Annotated in this window: 14 protein-coding genes; 10 read left to right on the forward strand and 4 right to left on the reverse strand. The window is 72.4% G+C overall.

All coding sequences use genetic code 11. The annotated features are described in order from the left end of the window. Nucleotides 1-182: 182 nt before the first annotated feature. From HQQ78_RS03300 to HQQ78_RS03320, 5 genes are all read left to right on the forward strand, one after another. Complete coding sequence (locus HQQ78_RS03300) at nt 183-1,514, forward strand: bifunctional o-acetylhomoserine/o-acetylserine sulfhydrylase (RefSeq protein ID WP_159825286.1); 1,332 nt, start codon at nt 183-185, stop codon at nt 1,512-1,514. 102 nt (nt 1,515-1,616) lie between these two features. Then, on the forward strand, nt 1,617-2,816 hold the full coding sequence (locus HQQ78_RS03305) for a homoserine O-acetyltransferase (protein ID WP_173152131.1): 1,200 nt from the start codon (nt 1,617-1,619) through the stop codon (nt 2,814-2,816). 175 nt (nt 2,817-2,991) lie between these two features. Then, nucleotides 2,992-4,149, forward strand: a complete 1,158-nt coding sequence (locus HQQ78_RS03310) for a sensor histidine kinase (RefSeq protein ID WP_173151021.1) — start codon at nt 2,992-2,994, stop codon at nt 4,147-4,149. After that, complete coding sequence (locus HQQ78_RS03315) at nt 4,146-5,396, forward strand: hypothetical protein (protein ID WP_056046027.1); 1,251 nt, start codon at nt 4,146-4,148, stop codon at nt 5,394-5,396. Before HQQ78_RS03310 ends, HQQ78_RS03315 begins: the two co-directional genes overlap by 4 nt. Nucleotides 5,397-5,482: 86 nt before the next feature. Next, nucleotides 5,483-6,160 carry a response regulator transcription factor gene (locus HQQ78_RS03320; protein ID WP_043593728.1) on the forward strand — a complete coding sequence of 226 codons (678 nt, stop codon included), beginning with the start codon at nt 5,483-5,485 and terminating at the stop codon, nt 6,158-6,160. Nucleotides 6,161-6,313: 153 nt separating this feature from the next. Here the strand turns inward: HQQ78_RS03320 and HQQ78_RS03325 are convergent, their stop codons facing one another. Then, the gene (locus HQQ78_RS03325) at nt 6,314-7,564 is read right to left on the reverse strand and encodes an MFS transporter (protein WP_371740331.1); all 1,251 of its coding nucleotides are present in this window, start codon (nt 7,562-7,564) and stop codon (nt 6,314-6,316) included. A gap of 252 nt (nt 7,565-7,816) precedes the next feature. On the opposite strand from HQQ78_RS03325, the gene HQQ78_RS03330 reads away from it, so the two are divergent. Beyond that, a complete protein-coding gene (locus tag HQQ78_RS03330) occupies nt 7,817-9,877 on the forward strand; it encodes a cell wall-binding repeat-containing protein (protein WP_173151023.1) in 2,061 nt (686 codons plus the stop codon). Nucleotides 9,878-9,939: 62 nt separating this feature from the next. On the opposite strand, the gene HQQ78_RS03335 is transcribed toward HQQ78_RS03330, so the two are convergent. Next, on the reverse strand, nt 9,940-10,269 hold the full coding sequence (locus HQQ78_RS03335) for a thiamine-binding protein (protein ID WP_056046030.1): 330 nt from the start codon (nt 10,267-10,269) through the stop codon (nt 9,940-9,942). Next, nucleotides 10,266-11,471 (reverse strand): glycosyltransferase 87 family protein, encoded by a 1,206-nt coding sequence (locus HQQ78_RS03340; RefSeq protein WP_173151024.1) that lies wholly within the window; start codon nt 11,469-11,471, stop codon nt 10,266-10,268. The genes HQQ78_RS03335 and HQQ78_RS03340 overlap by 4 nt, the downstream gene beginning before the upstream one ends. A 206-nt stretch (nt 11,472-11,677) precedes the next feature. On the opposite strand from HQQ78_RS03340, the gene HQQ78_RS03345 reads away from it, so the two are divergent. From HQQ78_RS03345 to HQQ78_RS03360, 4 genes are all read left to right on the forward strand, one after another. Continuing rightward, nucleotides 11,678-12,508 (forward strand): transporter substrate-binding domain-containing protein, encoded by an 831-nt coding sequence (locus HQQ78_RS03345; protein WP_123570287.1) that lies wholly within the window; start codon nt 11,678-11,680, stop codon nt 12,506-12,508. A gap of 26 nt (nt 12,509-12,534) precedes the next feature. Further along, entirely contained in the window at nt 12,535-13,377 is an 843-nt protein-coding gene (locus HQQ78_RS03350) for an amino acid ABC transporter permease (RefSeq protein ID WP_056046032.1), read from the forward strand. Continuing rightward, complete coding sequence (locus tag HQQ78_RS03355) at nt 13,374-14,219, forward strand: amino acid ABC transporter ATP-binding protein (protein ID WP_173151025.1); 846 nt, start codon at nt 13,374-13,376, stop codon at nt 14,217-14,219. Before HQQ78_RS03350 ends, HQQ78_RS03355 begins: the two co-directional genes overlap by 4 nt. Before the next feature lie 213 nt (nt 14,220-14,432). Then, nucleotides 14,433-15,125, forward strand: coding sequence for a YceI family protein (locus HQQ78_RS03360; RefSeq protein ID WP_173151026.1), 693 nt, complete (start codon nt 14,433-14,435; stop codon nt 15,123-15,125). 104 nt (nt 15,126-15,229) lie between these two features. Here the strand turns inward: HQQ78_RS03360 and HQQ78_RS03365 are convergent, their stop codons facing one another. After that, on the reverse strand, nt 15,230-16,063 hold the full coding sequence (locus HQQ78_RS03365; protein WP_173151027.1) for an ADP/ATP-dependent (S)-NAD(P)H-hydrate dehydratase: 834 nt from the start codon (nt 16,061-16,063) through the stop codon (nt 15,230-15,232). Between the last annotated feature and the right edge of the window lie 54 nt (nt 16,064-16,117).

A 16,117-nucleotide genomic window follows, 5' to 3' on the forward strand; every position in this document is an offset into this window, starting at 1 on the left:
TGCCTCCTGTTGCCTCGTTCGTGGTCGTCGCCCGCTGCGGGCGCACCGCCCCACGCTAGCGGCCCCGTTACGTCCCGTGTCCGGCATCGTGGACGGTCGGGGGCACGGTCCGTACCGTGGCTGTCACCGCAGACCCCCGCCGACGACCCCGGCCCACGCACCCCCGACCGCAGGAGCACACCATGACCGACGCCCAGCCCGCCTGGAAGTTCGAGACGCAGCAGATCCACGCCGGGGCCCAGCCCGACCCGACGACCCATGCCCGCGCCACGCCGATCTACAAGACGACGTCGTACGTCTTCCGGGACGCGCAGCACGCGCAGGACCTCTTCGCCCTCGCCGAGAACGGCAACATCTACTCGCGCATCATGAACCCCACCCACGACGTCGTGGAGAAGCGCATCGCCGCGCTCGAGGGCGGGACGGGTGCCCTGCTGGTGTCGTCGGGCCAGGCCGCGTCGACCTTCGCCGTGCTGAACATCGCCGAGGCGGGCGACCACATCGTGTCGTCGTCGTCGATCTACGGCGGCACGTACAACCTCTTCAAGTACACGCTCGCGAAGCTCGGCATCGAGACGACGTTCGTCGAGAACCAGGACGACGCCGACGAGTGGCGCCGCGCCGTGCGTCCGAACACGAAGCTGTTCTTCGCCGAGACGATCGGCAACCCGAAGATCAACATCCTCGACCTCGAGAAGGTGTCCGGGGTGGCGCACGCCGAGGGCGTCCCGCTGATCGTGGACAACACGATCGCGACGCCGTACCTGATCCGGCCGCTCGAGCACGGGGCCGACATCGTCGTCCACTCGGCGACGAAGTTCCTCGGCGGGCACGGCACCGTCATCGGCGGCTTCATCGTCGACGGCGGGACCTTCCCGTGGTCGTCCCACGCGGAGCGCTTCCCCGGTCTGACGCAGCCCGACCCGTCGTACCACGGGGCCGTCTACACGCAGGCCGTCGGCGACGCTCTCGCCTACGTCATCAAGGCGCGCGTGCAGCTGCTGCGCGACCTCGGGGCGTCCAACAGCCCCGACACGGCCTTCTCGTTGATCCAGGGCATCGAGACGCTCAGCCTGCGGATCGAGCGACACGTCCAGAACGCGCAAGAGGTGGCGGAGTGGCTCGACGCCCGCGACGACGTCGCCGCGGTGTACTACGCGGGCCTGCCGACGAGCCCCTGGTACGCGGCGGCGAACAAGTACGCACCCAAGGGCGTCGGGGCCGTGCTGTCCTTCGAGCTCAAGGGAGGCGTCGACGCCGGCCGAGCGCTCGTCGACGCCCTCGAGCTCTTCAGCCACCTCGCGAACATCGGCGACGTGCGCAGCCTCGTGATCCACCCCGCCTCGACGACGCACTCGCAGCTCACCCCCGAGCAGCAGCTCACGACCGGCGTCACGCCGGGGCTCGTCCGCCTCTCGGTCGGCCTCGAGAACGTCGACGACCTGAAGGCCGACCTCGACGCGGGCTTCGCGGCGGCGCGCGCCGTCACCCGGGAGGCGCTCCGCAGCAGCTAGGACGGGCGGCGGCCGGTGGGGGCCTGCGCGGTGGACTCGAGGAGGCGCGGTGTGCGTAACAAACGCACCGCGCCTCCTCGGCTCGTCCAGGATGGACGTCACATGGACTGGCAGAGCACACCCGAGGACACCGTCCCGTCGAGCGTCATCAGCGAGCGCACGCGCCTGGCGATGCTCGGCCGGCCGCCGGTCACCGGAGCCTGGCGCGACGGCGACGACCCCGGCGGACGGTCGTTCGTGAGCCTGGACGACCTCGTGCTCGAGAGCGGCGTCACGCTGCCCCGACCGCGGCTCGCCGTCGAGACCTGGGGCGAACTCGACGCCGGGCGGAGCAACGCCGTGCTCGTCTCGCACGCCCTCACCGGCGACAGCCACGTCGTCGGCGCGGCCGGCCCCGGCCACCCCACGGCGGGCTGGTGGAACGGCGTCGTCGGCCCGGGGCTCGCGATCGACACCGACCGCTGGTTCGTCGTCGCGCCGAACGTGCTCGGGGGCTGCCAGGGCAGCACCGGCCCCTCGTCCTTCGCGCCGGACGCCGTCGAGTGGGGGTCGAGGTTCCCCCACCTGACGATCCGGGACCAGGTCGCCGCCCAGGCGGCGTTGGCCGACCGCCTCGGCATCGAGCGGTGGGCCGCGGTCGTCGGCGGGTCGATGGGCGGCATGCACGCCCTCGAGTGGGCGATCACGCACCCCTCGCGCGTCGCCCGGCTCGCGGTGCTGGCCGCGCCGCCGGTCGTGAGCGCCGACCAGATCGCCCTGAACACGGTGCAGTACGAGGCCATCCGGATGGACGCCGCCTTCGACGGCGGCGACTACTACGACGCCGTCGACGGCCCGTACCGCGGCCTCGCCCTCGCCCGGCGTATGGCCTTGCTCAACTACCGCTCGCCCGACGAACTGAACGCCCGCTTCGGTCGCAGCTGGCAGAGCGAGATCTCACCGCTGGGCGGTCCGGGACGGTTCCAGGTCGAGAGCTACCTCGACTTCCACGGCAACAAGTTCACCCGCCGCTTCGACGCGGGCAGCTACGTGACCCTGCTCGGTGCCATGAACTCGCACGACGTCGGGCGGGACCGGGGCGGCGTGGCGGCGGCGCTGAACCGCATCACGGCTCCGACGCTGGTGCTCGGCGTCGACAGCGACCGGCTCTTCCCCGTGTCCGACCAGCGGGTCATCGCACGACACCTGCGACACGGCCTGGACGGCGACGGCGTGGCCGTGGTCGAGAGCCCCTACGGGCACGACGGATTCCTCATCGAAGGCGACGCGGTGGGCGCCCAGCTGCGCCGCTTGCTCGACTGACCCCAGTTCGGTGGACACCACGGGGTACAGTTCCGCATCGCGACCGGATCGTTACCCCGACAATCGGCGTTTCGGGCCCTGCACGACCCCCTGAGAGGGGGCTGGGTGTGAAAACATGAGGAGTCGCCAGCCACCCGGCAGCCGTGACGCCACCGTCGGAAGCCACTCACGAATCATGGACATCTTCGCCCAAGAGCGCGATCGTCTGCTCAGCAGCACGACCCGCACCCTGGGGCTCGCCTGCGCGGCGGTCTCGGTCGTGGCCCTGGCGATCCCCGGCGTGACCGACCCCCTGCACCTCGCGGCGATCGCCCCGCTCGCCGCTCTGCTCGTCGTCTCGCTGCTCTTCGTCACCGGGCCGCGCGCCCGCGTCTGGGTCCCGGTCGGGCTGGCCTCGGGCATCGCGGCGACCGTGGTCGCCCTGTTGCCCGCCGGTGGCCCCGACGACGGTCCGCTCGCCACCGCGATCATCCCCCTGGCCGGTGGCGCGACCGCCGCCTTCAGCCTCATGCTCTCGTCCAGTCGCCCACGGCTGACCACGGCGATCGTGGCCTTCGTCGTCGAACTGACCCTGGTGGCCCTGGCGACCGGCTCGCCGTTCACCTTCCCGGTCGCGGCCGTGCTGCTCGGCTGGGTGTCCTGCTTCGTCACGGGCCTGTGGCTCGGACGCGCCGTGCCCCTGGCGGCACGCCGCATCTACAGCATCGGCAACGCCCACCGGGCCGAACGTCAGGCCAGCGAGACCGAGGCCCAGCGGCGGCAGGGCGCCCGCCTGCTGCACGACACCGTGCTGGCCACGCTGACCCTGCTCGCCCACTCGGGGTTCGGCGTCACGCCCCAGGCGCTCCAGGACCAGGCCGCCGAGGACGCACGCCTGCTGCGCCACCTCCGTCTGGGCGGCACGCCGCAGCCGCAGGCGTCGGGCGACTACAGCCTCGAGACGGTCGAGGAGTCCCCGCTCGGTCAGACCCTCGAGTCGGTCAAGCAGCGCTTCGGCCGCATGGGCCTCGAGGTGAGCTGGCACGGCACCGGTCAGGTCCTGCTGCCCACCCACGTGCTCGACGCGTTCCTGCTGGCCCTCGCGGAGTGCCTCGAGAACGTGCGACGTCACGCCGGCGTGACCGAGGCCCACGTCACGATCATCCACGACGACTCGATGGTCCGTGCCATGGTCACGGATGCGGGCGTCGGGTTCGACCTCGCCGGCATCAGCGAAGAGCGCCTGGGCTTCAAGGAGTCCGTCGTCGGCCGGCTGCACGAGGTCGGCGGCAGCGCCCGTCTGTTCTCGTCGCCCGGGTCGGGCACCACCGTCGTCCTGGAGGCACCGCGATGAGCGTCGACGAGAACACCTTCGGGATCGTCCGGGGTCGCCGAGCCGCTCGCGGCCTGCCGATCAGTTCGACCGGAGCGCGTTCGCTGCGCCAGGCCCGTGCGGCCGGTGCCACCCTCGGCACCGGGTACCTGGGCGTCGGCGCGGCCGTGGTCGCCGCGCTCCAGGCCGTGTACGGCCTCGCCTTCTTCCTCAGCCACCTCTCGGCCTATCCCGACGTCGCCCCCGTCCTGATCTCGTGGCTGCTCTACGTGGCCACCTTCATCGGCACGGCCGTGCTCGTGACCGTCCGGGGCGAGCGGCTGACCACGGGCGTGTTCGCCGTCATCGGGGTCGTCCTCGCCGTCGTCGTCACGCTGGACTTCGTCGCCATCTGGCCGCTGCACGACGTGGGCGCCTATGCCACGTCGAGCGTCGCCGTCGGCTTCGGCCTGCTGCCCATCGTCACCCTCAGGCCCGTGCGGGAGGTCGTCACGGCCACCGCCCTGCTGTTCGTGGCGTTCGTCGTCATGGTGGCGCTCTCGACCCCCGTGACCAGCGACTCGGGCCCGCAGCAGATCACCGTCGTGGCCCTGGCCGTCCTGCCGAGCGCCATCGCCACCTTCGCCGTGCACCGCTTCCGTCGCATGGTGCAGGTCGAACTCGACCGGGTGCTCGTGCAGAGCAACGTGTCGCAGCCCCGTTTCGCGGTGGGCATGCTCGCCAGCGACGAACTGGCGCGACTCGACCTCGCGGCCGAGAAGCTGCTCGACGGCGTCGCGAACGGCGACGTGCCCCTGCCCCTGTCGCCCAAGGTCGCGTCGCAGGCCGCGTCGCTCGCCACCGAACTGCGCCTGCACCTCATCGAGGGCCGGCGCGAGACCTGGCTGCACCACGCCGTCACCGAGTCCGAGTACCTCGGCCGGTCGGTCGCGCTGGTCGACCCGTCGTCGCTCGCCGGCCTGCTCGCCCCGGCACAGCGCGACGGACTGCTCCAGGGCGTCTGGTTGCTGCTCGGCGACTCGAAGAGCCGCGCACCGGGCACGACGATCCAGCTGACCCTCGGCCCGGTGACCGCCGCGTCCCAGTCCTTCGCCGGTCGCAGCGTCTGCGTGCCCGTCGTGCTCTCGACCACGGGCATCCGCCGCAACCGCGTCACGCCCGCCACCTGGAACGCCCTCGAGCGTGCCGGTGAGTACGTCGTCTCGACCCACGAGTCGAGCGTCAAGATCTCGGTCAACTGCATCGTGGACAACCCCGCCGAGGCCTGACCCGCCGAGCACCCCGCGTGGCCCGGCCCCATCACCACCCCCGCCCGTAGCATGAACCCCACTCCGTCCTGAAAGAAGGTCCCGACGTGTCAGACCACGACGACCGCATCCGCCTCGCCCTCGTAGACGACCACAAGATGCTCCTGGGCGCCCTCAGCGAGTGGATCCGTGGTGCCGCGAGCGACATCTCGATGGTCGCCGCCGTCGCGTCCTGGCCCGAGCTGCTCACGCACCCCGAGTTCCCGGTCGACGTCGTGCTGCTCGACCTCGACCTGAAGGACAACATCCCGATCTCGCTCAAGATCAACACGCTCAAGACGACGGGCGTCAAGACCGTGCTGATGAGCACCTACTCCGAGCCCAACGTGGTGCGCGAGGCCCTCGCCGCCGGCGCCCTGGGGTACCTCGTCAAGAGCGAGGACGCCGAGATGATCGTCGAGGCGATCCGCTCGGCCGCCAAGGGAGAGTCGTACATCTCGGCCGAACTCGACCTGGCCCTCAACGCCGCCGAGGTGGGTGGCGTCCCGAAGCTCAGCGCGCAGGAACGCCGCGTCATGGCTCTCTACGGCGGTGGCGAGCCGGTCAAGGCCGTCGCCTACCAGCTCGGCATCAGCGAAGAGACCGCCAAGAGCTACCTCAAGCGCATCCGCGAGAAGTACCGCGTCGCCGGCTACGACGTGGGCACCAAGGTCGCCCTCCGGAAGCGCGCCATCCAGGACGGCATCCTGCTCCAGACCGACACGCCGGCCCAGACCAGCTTCTGACGCCCGGCCCCACGCGGAGAACGGCCCGACCCCCTCGGGGGCCGGGCCGTTCGCCGTCTGCGTGACCCGCGCCTCCTCGGAACCGGGCCGTTCGTCGTCTGCGTGACCCGCGCCTCCTCGGGTCCTGTCGTCCCGCTTCGGCGGCGCGGGGGGCTAGGCCGAGACCGACTCGCGTTCGGCGGCCGTGACCCGTGCCGCTCCACGCCGATCGTCGACTCGCTGCATGCCGAAGCTGATCATGGTCAGGACGACCCCGGCCAGGGCGAGCACGACGCCGACCCACCCGGGTGCGGAGAAGCCGAGGCCTGCCGCGATGACCGCGCCGCCGAGGTACGCGCCGAAGCTGTTGCCGAGGTTCATGGCCGAGTGGTTCAGGGCGGCGCCGATGACCTGGCTCTCGCCCGCGACCTCCATCAGGCGGGACTGCACCGAGGGGCCGACGCTCGAGCCGACGAGGCCGACGAAGAACGTGCTGACGAAGATGCCGACGATCGAGCTCGACGTGAGCGCGTAGGCCGAGAGCGCGGCGATGAGGCCGACAAAGCCGAGGTACATGGCGAGTTTGAGGGACCGGTCGGCCAGCCAACCGCCGAGCAGGTTCCCGATGGTCATGCCGACGCCGACCGTGACGAGCACCCAGGGCACGACGCCCGGGGACACGCCCGCGCCCTCGGTCACGGCGTTGGCGATGTAGCTGTAGACCGCGAAGAACCCGCCGAAGCCGATGGCTCCGATGCCCATCACGAGCCACACCTGTGGCTGCTTGAACGCCCGCAGCTCGCGCTTCATCGAGGCGGACGCGTCGCCGTCCTGGTGCGGCACGGCGAGGGCGACGGCGGCGAAGGTCAGGGCGAAGATGAGGGCCACGGCGAGGTAGGCGACGCGCCACCCGGCTTGCTGGCCGAGCCAGGTGATCGAGGGCACGCCGATGACGTTCGCGATCGTCAGGCCGCTGAGGACGAGCGCGACGCCCTTGCCCCGGTTGCCCGGCCCCATGATCGACGCGGCGACGATGGACGCGATGCCGAAGTACGCGCCGTGCGGCAGACCCGCGGCGAAGCGTGCGGCCAGCACCCAGCCGAACGACGGCAGCAGGGCCGACGCGATCGTGCCGACGGTGAAGGCGGCGAGGAGCGCCAGGAGCAACTTCTTCTTCGGGAAGTGCGACGACATCGCGGCGATGGTCGGGGCCCCGACGACGACGCCGAGGGCGTAGGCGCTGATCAACCAGCCGGCCTGGGCGATGCCGGCGTCGGCCGACCGCGAATAGAGATCGGGCAGCAGGTCGCCCGCCATGTTCGGCAGGAGGCCCATGGCCACGAACTCGGTCGAGCCGATTCCGAACCCGCCGAGGGCGAGGGCGATCAAGGCGGCCGTGCGACGACGGCGGGAGAGGTGGGTCACGAGCGGGCCTTTGCGGATCGAGAAGAGCCAGAGGAGAAGGGAGGAACGACCTTCGCTCGTCATCGAGCAGGGCATCTGCGGAGGAGCGACACGTCGCGCCTCCCTCCTGATCGTATCGATTCGACCGGCGGTTGCCAACCGTCCGCCGGGACTCCGACCCGTCCGGCGAAACACCCGCATCCAGCGATCTGGCGTCGAGCCGCTCCGTGCCGCTAGATTCGAGCGTTCCGTTCCTTCCCGATGGGTTCTCGCATGTCCACACCCGGCTCCTCCCCCGCCGCCACCCTCCGAGGGCTCGGGGGCTCCGGCGACCCGATCCGGCCTCCCACGCGGACCCTCGTCGGGGCCCTGACGGTCGTCGCGCTCGTGTTGGTCTCCACGCTGGTCGGCCTGGCGGTTCCCCCTCCCGCGCACGCAGCGACGACGGGGTACGTGACCGGGCACCTGACGGGGACCGATCCCTCGCGCAGCGACTTCATCGCCGAGGCACGGTTGATCCGCCCCGACGGAGCCGAGGTGGGCTCGACCCAGTTCGTCGTTCGCACCACGGGCGCCTACACCCTCGAGGTCGTGACCGCCGGTCGCTACACGGTGCTGTTCAAGGACGGCGACACGCGCCGGAGCCAGTACTGGGGTGGAGCCCACGATCTCACCGGAGCCCGCTGGTTCGACGTGGCCGACGGCCAGACCGTCACCGACGTCGACGCCCGCCTGGTCGTCCAGGAGGCCCTGGCGGGGCGTGTGTGGCTCGGCGGGGGTCGTGACGACTTCGCCGCCGTCGGCAACGCCGACATCTCGGTCGTCAACGTCGACACCGGCGACCATTCGTCGGCCCTGACCGACTCGAGAGGCGCCTACTCGGTCGCGGTCGACCCCGGCCGCTACCGCATCCGCGCCTCGGTCAGGCCCTCACCCGACGCGCCGGACCTCTCGACGTCGTGGTTCGGGGGCGCCGCGGCCGAATCCGACGCGACGATCGTGACCGTGGCCAAGGACGCCCGGCTCTCGGGACTCGACCTGCAGGTCGAGAAGTCGGCCGTCCTGACGGGTTCGGTGACCCCGGTCCTGGACGACCCCCTCGACGTCGGCTTCAGCGCAGAAGCGTGGACGACCGACTCGCGAGGTCGTTGGTACCTCGCGACGGGGGCGGCGATCCGGAAGGGGACGTTCGCGTTCCACGGGCTGCCGGCGGGTGACTACGTCGTGCGGTTGACGGGCCTCCCCCTGAACCGCACCGACGACTCCGCCCCCGCCGTCGCGCCCCGCTACGCACCCGGTGTGGAGAACCGCGACGACGCGACGCGTTACCGTGTCGCCAGCGGCGAGACGCGCTCGGTGGGAACGGTCCTCCTCCCGCCCCTTCGTCAGACCACCACACGCATCTCCGGCCCCGATCGCTTCGCCGTCGCTGCGGCCATGTCCTCGCGGTTCACCGAGACCGGCGGCACGGTCGTCGTCGCCAACGGGCTGGGCTTCCCCGATGCGCTGTCGGCCGGACCGGCCGCGGCGCATCTCGACGCCCCCCTCCTGTTGGTCACCCCGACCACCGTTCCCGACGTCGTCGCCGCCGAGCTGAAGCGCCTGCGACCGAAGACGGTCGTCGTCGTCGGTGGTCCCGTCTCGATCTCGCCGGACGTCGAGAAGGCCCTCGGCGTCGTGGCCACCCCGACGAGCGGTCCGCGCTCGACGGTGGTGCGGATCGGCGGCGCCGATCGGTACGCGACGTCCCGAGCCATCGCGCGCTATGCCTTCGTCTCGTCCGACGCCCCTGCCGCGACCACGGCCACCTCACCGGGCCGCGTGCTGTACCTGGCCTCGGGTTCGGGGTTCGCGGACGCCCTCTCGGCCGGTGCCGCGGCTGCGGAGGCCGACGCCCCGCTCGTGATGGTGGACGGCCGGGCGGCACGCGCCGACGACGCGACGCGCGAGCTGTGGGGCGATCTGGGCAGCCCTGCAGCCATCGGCGTGGGAGGCCCGCGGGCCATGTCCCCCGGCATCGCCACGTCCCTGTCGGGCACCGACCGCGGCGGGCAGATCGTCGGCGCCGATCGCTACGAGGTGTCCCACCACACCACACGCGGGTCGTTCGACGAAGCCGGCACGGTCTATCTCGCCACCGGCGTCAACTACCCCGACGCGCTGTCGGGCGCAGCCCTCGCAGCCCGGACCTCGTCGCCACTGTTCATCGTGCCGGGCACGTGCGTGCCGGCATCGATCCTGCACGACCTCGACGTCCTCCAGACCGAGCACGTGGTCCTGCTCGGAGGCCAGCAGGCCCTCTCGTCCCGGGTCGACTCCCTCACGGCCTGCTGACGGCGGCGTCCCGTTCCCCACGCCGGACCGACGCGACGGTGGTCCGGCCCTGCGTGATGCGGTCAGGCGTCGCCGAGTGCGGCTTCGAGTCGTTCGACCTTGCCGGTCAGTTCGCCGGTGCGTCCCGGCCGGATGTCGGCCTTGAGCACGAGGGAGACGCGCGAGCCGAAGGCGCCGACGGCCTCGGTCGCGGCCTTGACGACGGCCATCACCTCGTCCCACTCGCCCTCGATCTCGGTGAACATCGACGAGGTGTGGTTCGGCAGCCCGGACGCCCGCACGACCGCGACGGCGGCGGCCACGGCCGAGTGGACCGAGTCGGGCTCGGAGCCGGCGGACGGCCCGCCCTCGGGAGCGGCACCACTGGGCGAGACGGAGAACGCGACGATCATGCGTCCATCCTCGCGTGTGCGGGCCGCAGGCGCCAGAGCGTCACGACCGTCCACCCCAGCAGTCCGAGCTCGAGCACGGCCCGCACGGTGACCACGGCCACCAGGTCGGGTCGCGCGGAGAGCAGGGCGTCGTACTCGAGGGGGTAGACCACCTGGGTCAGCCCCGCGACGACCACGGCCGCCACCGCCGGCACGACGAACCGCGGCCCGCCCGATCGTGCGAGCACGAGCCCGACGACGACGGGCACCGCGAGCCAGGCCACGAACTGCGGCGAACCGACCTTGTTGGTCACGATCAGGGCGACGACGACGGCGAGCGACAACGGACCCAGGAGGCGCGTGGCCGTCACCCCGCGGCGCACGGCCCGCAAGCCCAGCAGCACGACGCCGAGCACGACCGCGGCCATCACGAGGCTCATCGCCTTCGCGGCGAACCCGACCCCGTCGCCGGCGATCTGGTACGTCAGGATCTCGCGGTCGTAGTAGACGAAGGTGCCGGGCACTCCCGCGGCCGCGCGCCAGAGCCAGAGCACGGCTGCGGGCGACTCGACCTGGAGACCTCGACCGGCCTGCTGGCCGACGAAGCCGAAGACGTTCCACCCGCTGCCGAGCACGAGCGAGACGGACACCACGACCGCACTCGTCACCGCCGCCGCCACGACGACCTCGACCCGACGACGCAGGGCGAGGACGGCGACCACCACGAGAGCGGCGGGCCAGACCTTGACCCAGGCCGCGATCGTGAGCAGGGCGGACGCCGCCGAGGGCCGCGTCGAGACGAGCAATAGCCCCACCAGCGCGATCGAGACCGTGACGGCGTCGATGCGGCCGAGGGCGATCGGCCCGAGGGCGACGAGGAACGCCAGCCACCACCAGGCGGCGACCACGGACCCGGCACGCCGCCGCGCCACGAGCACGACGAAGGCGCCGGCGTTCAGCAGGGACACCAGCACGAGCCACACGGCCCCGTACCCGGAGTCGCCCCCCAGGCGGGCGAGCAGCATCGGCACCGCGGCGAGCAGCGGGTAGACCCACGGTCGGTCGACGCCCACCCAGTCGCCCCCGCCGACGCCCTGCTGCATCCAGGTGCGGTAGACGACGTCGACGTCGCCCAGGGTGCGGTTGCCGCCGACGAGGTTGAGCCGGACGAGCCAGGCGTGGACGAGCACGAAGGCGATGCCGAGCACGACCGGCGACGCCACGAACGACCTCGCCCGGTCGACGAACGTCGTCGGGCCGTCGGCGACGGGCCGGGTGCCCGACGTCCGCGCCGCGCGGACGATCGGTGCCCCTGGGGTGGCCGACGCGGGGGGGCACGGAGGTCGGCATGCCCACAGGCTAGCCGCCGGCCCCGACGCCGGGCGTCATGCGTCGGCCGACGTCCGCGGTCGCCGCTACGATCCCTCTCATGCGCAGACCCGCCTCCCTCCGACTCGTCGCGACCGCCGCCGCCCTCGTGCTGGCCGGGTCGCTCGCCGCCTGCTCGTCCGACGGGGGCGCGGGTGCCGACGGGGCGGCCGTCGCTCCGGTCACCGACGGCAAGATCACCGTCGCGACGGGTGAACCGGCCTACGGCCCCTGGGTCGAGGACGACGATCCGACCTCGGGCAAGGGCTACGAGGCCGCCGTCGCCTACGCGGTCGCCGAGAAGCTGGGCTACGACGACTCCGACGTGGTCTGGGTGCGGACCACGTTCGACGAGGCCATCGCCCCCGGGCCGAAGACCTTCGACCTCAACCTGCAGCAGTTCTCGATCACCGACCAGCGCAAGAAGGCCGTCGACTTCTCGCCCGCCTACTACGAGACGCGCCAGGCGGTCGTCACCCTGCCCGGCACCTCCGCGGCCGACGCCACCTCGATCGCCGACCTGAAGGGCCTCGCCATCGGCGCCCAGAGCGGCACGACGAGCTTCACCGCCGCCGAGGACGCCATCGACCCCGAGGGCGGCGTCCAGGCCTACAACTCGAACGACGACGCCAAGGCGGCCCTCGAGGCCGGCCAGGTCGACGCCATCGTGCTCGACGTCCCCACGGCCACGTACTTCGTCGAGGGCGGCGTCGTGCTCGGCCAGCTGCCCGCCACCGACGGGGCGAGCGACCAGCTCGGCATCGTCCTGCCGCTCGGCAGCTCGTTGACCGCCGACGTCACGAAGGCCGTCGACGACCTCCGGGCCGACGGCACGCTCGCCGAGCTGCAGAAGCAGTGGCTGGCCGACTACGACGTGAAAGAGCTGTCGTAGCGCCTCGTACGGTCGCGGCCGGCCCGGTGGCCGTCAGCGACCTCGAACTCGACCGGCGCGCCTTCCGTCGACGACAGTCGACCCGCTCCGTGGTGATCGCCGCCGTCAGCACGGTCGCCTTCGCCGCACTCGCGTGGTGGGCGGTCACCAGCACGCCCGGCTGGTCCCGAGTGCAGTTCAGCTTCCTCGACGGGGCCACCTTCGCGTCGGCGTGGCCCCGCGTGATCGAGGGCCTCTGGCTGAACGTGCGGGTCCTGCTGGTCGCCGCCGTCGGCGTGGCCGTCGTCAGCACCGTCCTGTCGGCACTGCGCACCCTGCGGGGTCCGGTCTTCTTCCCCGTCCGGGCGCTGGTGCGGGGCTACACCGACCTCTTCCGCGGCATGCCGCTGATCATCGTGCTCTACCTCGTCGGCTTCGGCGTGCCGGGCCTCGGGCTCGGCATCCCACGCCTGCCCGCCGAGTTCTGGGGCACGATCGCGCTGGTCCTCACCTACTCGGCCTACGTGTCCGAGGTCATCCGCGCCGGCATCGACGCCGTCCACCCGTCGCAGCGCCTCGCGGCCCGGTCGCTCGGCCTCAGCCACGCCAAGACCCTTCGCCTCGTCGTGTTCCCGCAGGCACTGCGCAAGGTCACGCCCGCCCTCATGAACGACTTCGTCTCGATGCAGAAAGACGTCGGTCTCATCTCGGTGCTCGGGGCGGTCGACGCCGTCCGCGCCGCCCAGATCGAGACCGCGACCGCGGCGAACTTCACGCCCTACGTGCTGGCCGGGCTGTTGTTCGTGCTGCTGGCCCTGCCGACCATCTGGCTGACCGACTGGCTGTCGGCGCGCCTCCGTCGCCGCGAACAGGCGGGCAGCGTCGTATGAGCAGCTCCACCCCCGACCCCACCCCAGGAGGCGCGGTGCCCGTCACCCCCGCAGCCCTCGGCCCCGGCCCCAGCCCCAGCCCCAGCCCCAGCCCCAGCCCCAGCCCCGAGACAGTGCTGCGCCTCGAAGGGGTCCGCAAGTCCTTCGGCGACACGGTCGTGCTCGACGGCATCGACCTGGACGTCGCGCGGGACGAGGTCGTGGCGCTGATCGGCGCCAGCGGCTCGGGCAAGTCGACGCTGCTCCGCACCGTGAACCTGCTCGAGCAGATCGACGACGGCCGCATCGTGCTCGGCGACGACGACATCACCGACCCCCGGGTGCGCGTCGACGCCGTCCGGGCCCGCATCGGCGTGGTCTTCCAGCACTTCAACCTCTTCCCGCACCTGACCGTGCTCGACAACGTCGCCCTGGCCAGTCGCCACGTGCTGCGCCAGCCCAAGGCCGCGGCGAACGAGCGCGCCCTCGAAGTCCTCACGCGCGTGGGTCTCGGCGACAAGGCCGGCGCCTACCCCGACCGCCTCTCGGGCGGTCAGCAGCAGCGGGTCGCCATCGCCCGGGCCCTCGCCCCGCGACCCGCCGTGCTGCTGCTCGACGAGATCACGAGCGCCCTCGACCCCGAGCTGGTGGGCGAGGTGCTCGACCTCGTGCGCACGCTGAAGGAGGTCGGCACGACGATCCTCATGGCGACGCACGAGATGGCCTTCGCCCGCGACGTCGCCGACCGGGTCGTCTTCCTCGACCGGGGCCGGATCGCCGAGCAGGGTCCGCCCGCGCAGCTGTTCACGGCACCCCGCGAGGTGCGCACCCAGGAGTTCCTCACGCGGTTCACCGCTCACTGACCGGGATCGACCGGCACCGGCCCCGGCACCGGCCCCGGCACCGGCCCCGGGCCAGGGCCAGCCCTGGCCCGGGCCCGATCCGACTCGGCCGGCTCCGGGCGCCCACCGTCTTCACCTGCGCCTCCCAGGTTCTTGCGAAGGAGACACGTCACCATCGGTTCAGCCCCGTGGACTCGCCGCGCGTCACGCCGACCCCTCCGAAGGACGAAGACCATGAAGAAGAAGACCAAGATCGGGCTCGGCGTCGCCGCAGCCGTCGTCGTCGTCCTGGGGGCCACCGCGGCCTTCGCCGGGCCGGCCTTCTACCGCGACGTGATCGTCGGCCAACCCGAGGCCGCGCCCACCGCCTCCCTCACCCCCGGGTCGAGCACGCTCGACCCCAGCCAGCTCGCAGGCGACTGGAGCATCGGTGACGGCAGCACGGCCGGCTACCGCGTCGACGAGGTGCTGAACGGCACCGACGTCACCGTCGTCGGCAAGACCGACCAGGTCTCCGGCACGATCACCGTCGACGGGACGACCATCTCGGCCGCCACCATCGACGTCGACGTCGCCTCGATCGCGACCGACAGCGGCAACCGCGACGACTACTTCCGGGGCACCGCCATGCAGGTGAACAAGTACCCCACGGCCACGTTCACGCTGACCCAGCCGATCGAGGCGGCCGTCCCCTCCGACGGTGACGTGGCCAAGGTCGACGCGACCGGCGAGCTGACCATGCACGGCGTCACGAAGACCGTCACGGTGCCCCTGCAGGCGGCCCTGTCGGGCGACGGCGTCCAGGTGAGCGGGTCGATCCCGGTGACCTTCTCGGACTACGGCGTCGACGCGCCCAGCCTCGGCTTCGTCAAGGTCGAAGACCAGGGAACGGTCGAGTTCCTCGTGGCGGCGACCCCCGCCTCCTGAGTCACGGGCGCTCGCGCGTCGAGCGCCGCACCACGACCTGAGCGTCGCACCGCCGATCTCGGCGGTGCGACGCTCAACTCGTGGTGCCGTGCGCCTGGGCCGGGCTAGCCCCGGCGCAACAGCTCCGCGATCGTGGCGGGCAGGGCGTCGACCAGGCCGAGCACCGTGAACGGTCCGCCGGCACCCGCCCGGGAGGCCGCGAGGCCGTGGAGCACCGCAGCGGTCGCGGCCGACCGGGCCAGCGCCTCCTCGTCCGCGGCGATCTCGTCGGCGTGCGTCGCGACCAGGGCCCCCAGGACTCCCCCGAGCGCGTCGCCCGCGCCGGCGGTGGCCAACCACGTCGGCGCGCTGGCGGCGACGAGGCGCGTGCCGCCGGGCGAGGCGACGTACGTGCGGTGCCCCTTGACGAGCACCGTGCAGCCCCACTCCCCGGCCGCGCGCTCGGCGGCACCGGCCGGGTCGGCGGCCACGTCGGCGACCTCGCGGCCCGAGGCCTTCGCCAGCTCGCGGAAGTGCGGCGTCAGCACCACCGGCCCGGTGGCCTGCTCGCGGAGCGACAGCGCTCCGGCGTCGAGCACGAGCGGCAGCCCCGAGGAGGCGCCGGTCGCGAAGCCGTCGCGCGTCTCGTCGTCGAGGCGGTCCGGGTCCACGCCCGAGCCGAGCAACCACGCCTGCACGCGACCCGGGCTCGTCACGGCCTCGGGCCGACGGTGCAGCACGAAGTCGGAGGCGCGGGCGGGGCCCAGGTACCGCAGCATGCCGACGCCGGTGTGCAACGCGGCCTCGACGCCGAGCACGGCGGCGCCCGGGTAGGCGCTCGAGCCGGTCACGACGCCGAGCACGCCTCGGCTGTACTTGTCGTCGTCGACCGCCGGCACGGCGATCTGGTCGGCGGCGTCGGAGGGGGTCCAGTCGGTGAAGCGGGTGTCGGAGGTCACGCCCCGACGGTAGTCGGCCGAGCCCCGCCCGGCCCTCCGCGGCCGCGCCCGCCC

Source organism: Frigoribacterium sp. VKM Ac-2859, assembly GCF_013204925.1.
Taxonomy (GTDB): domain Bacteria; phylum Actinomycetota; class Actinomycetes; order Actinomycetales; family Microbacteriaceae; genus Frigoribacterium.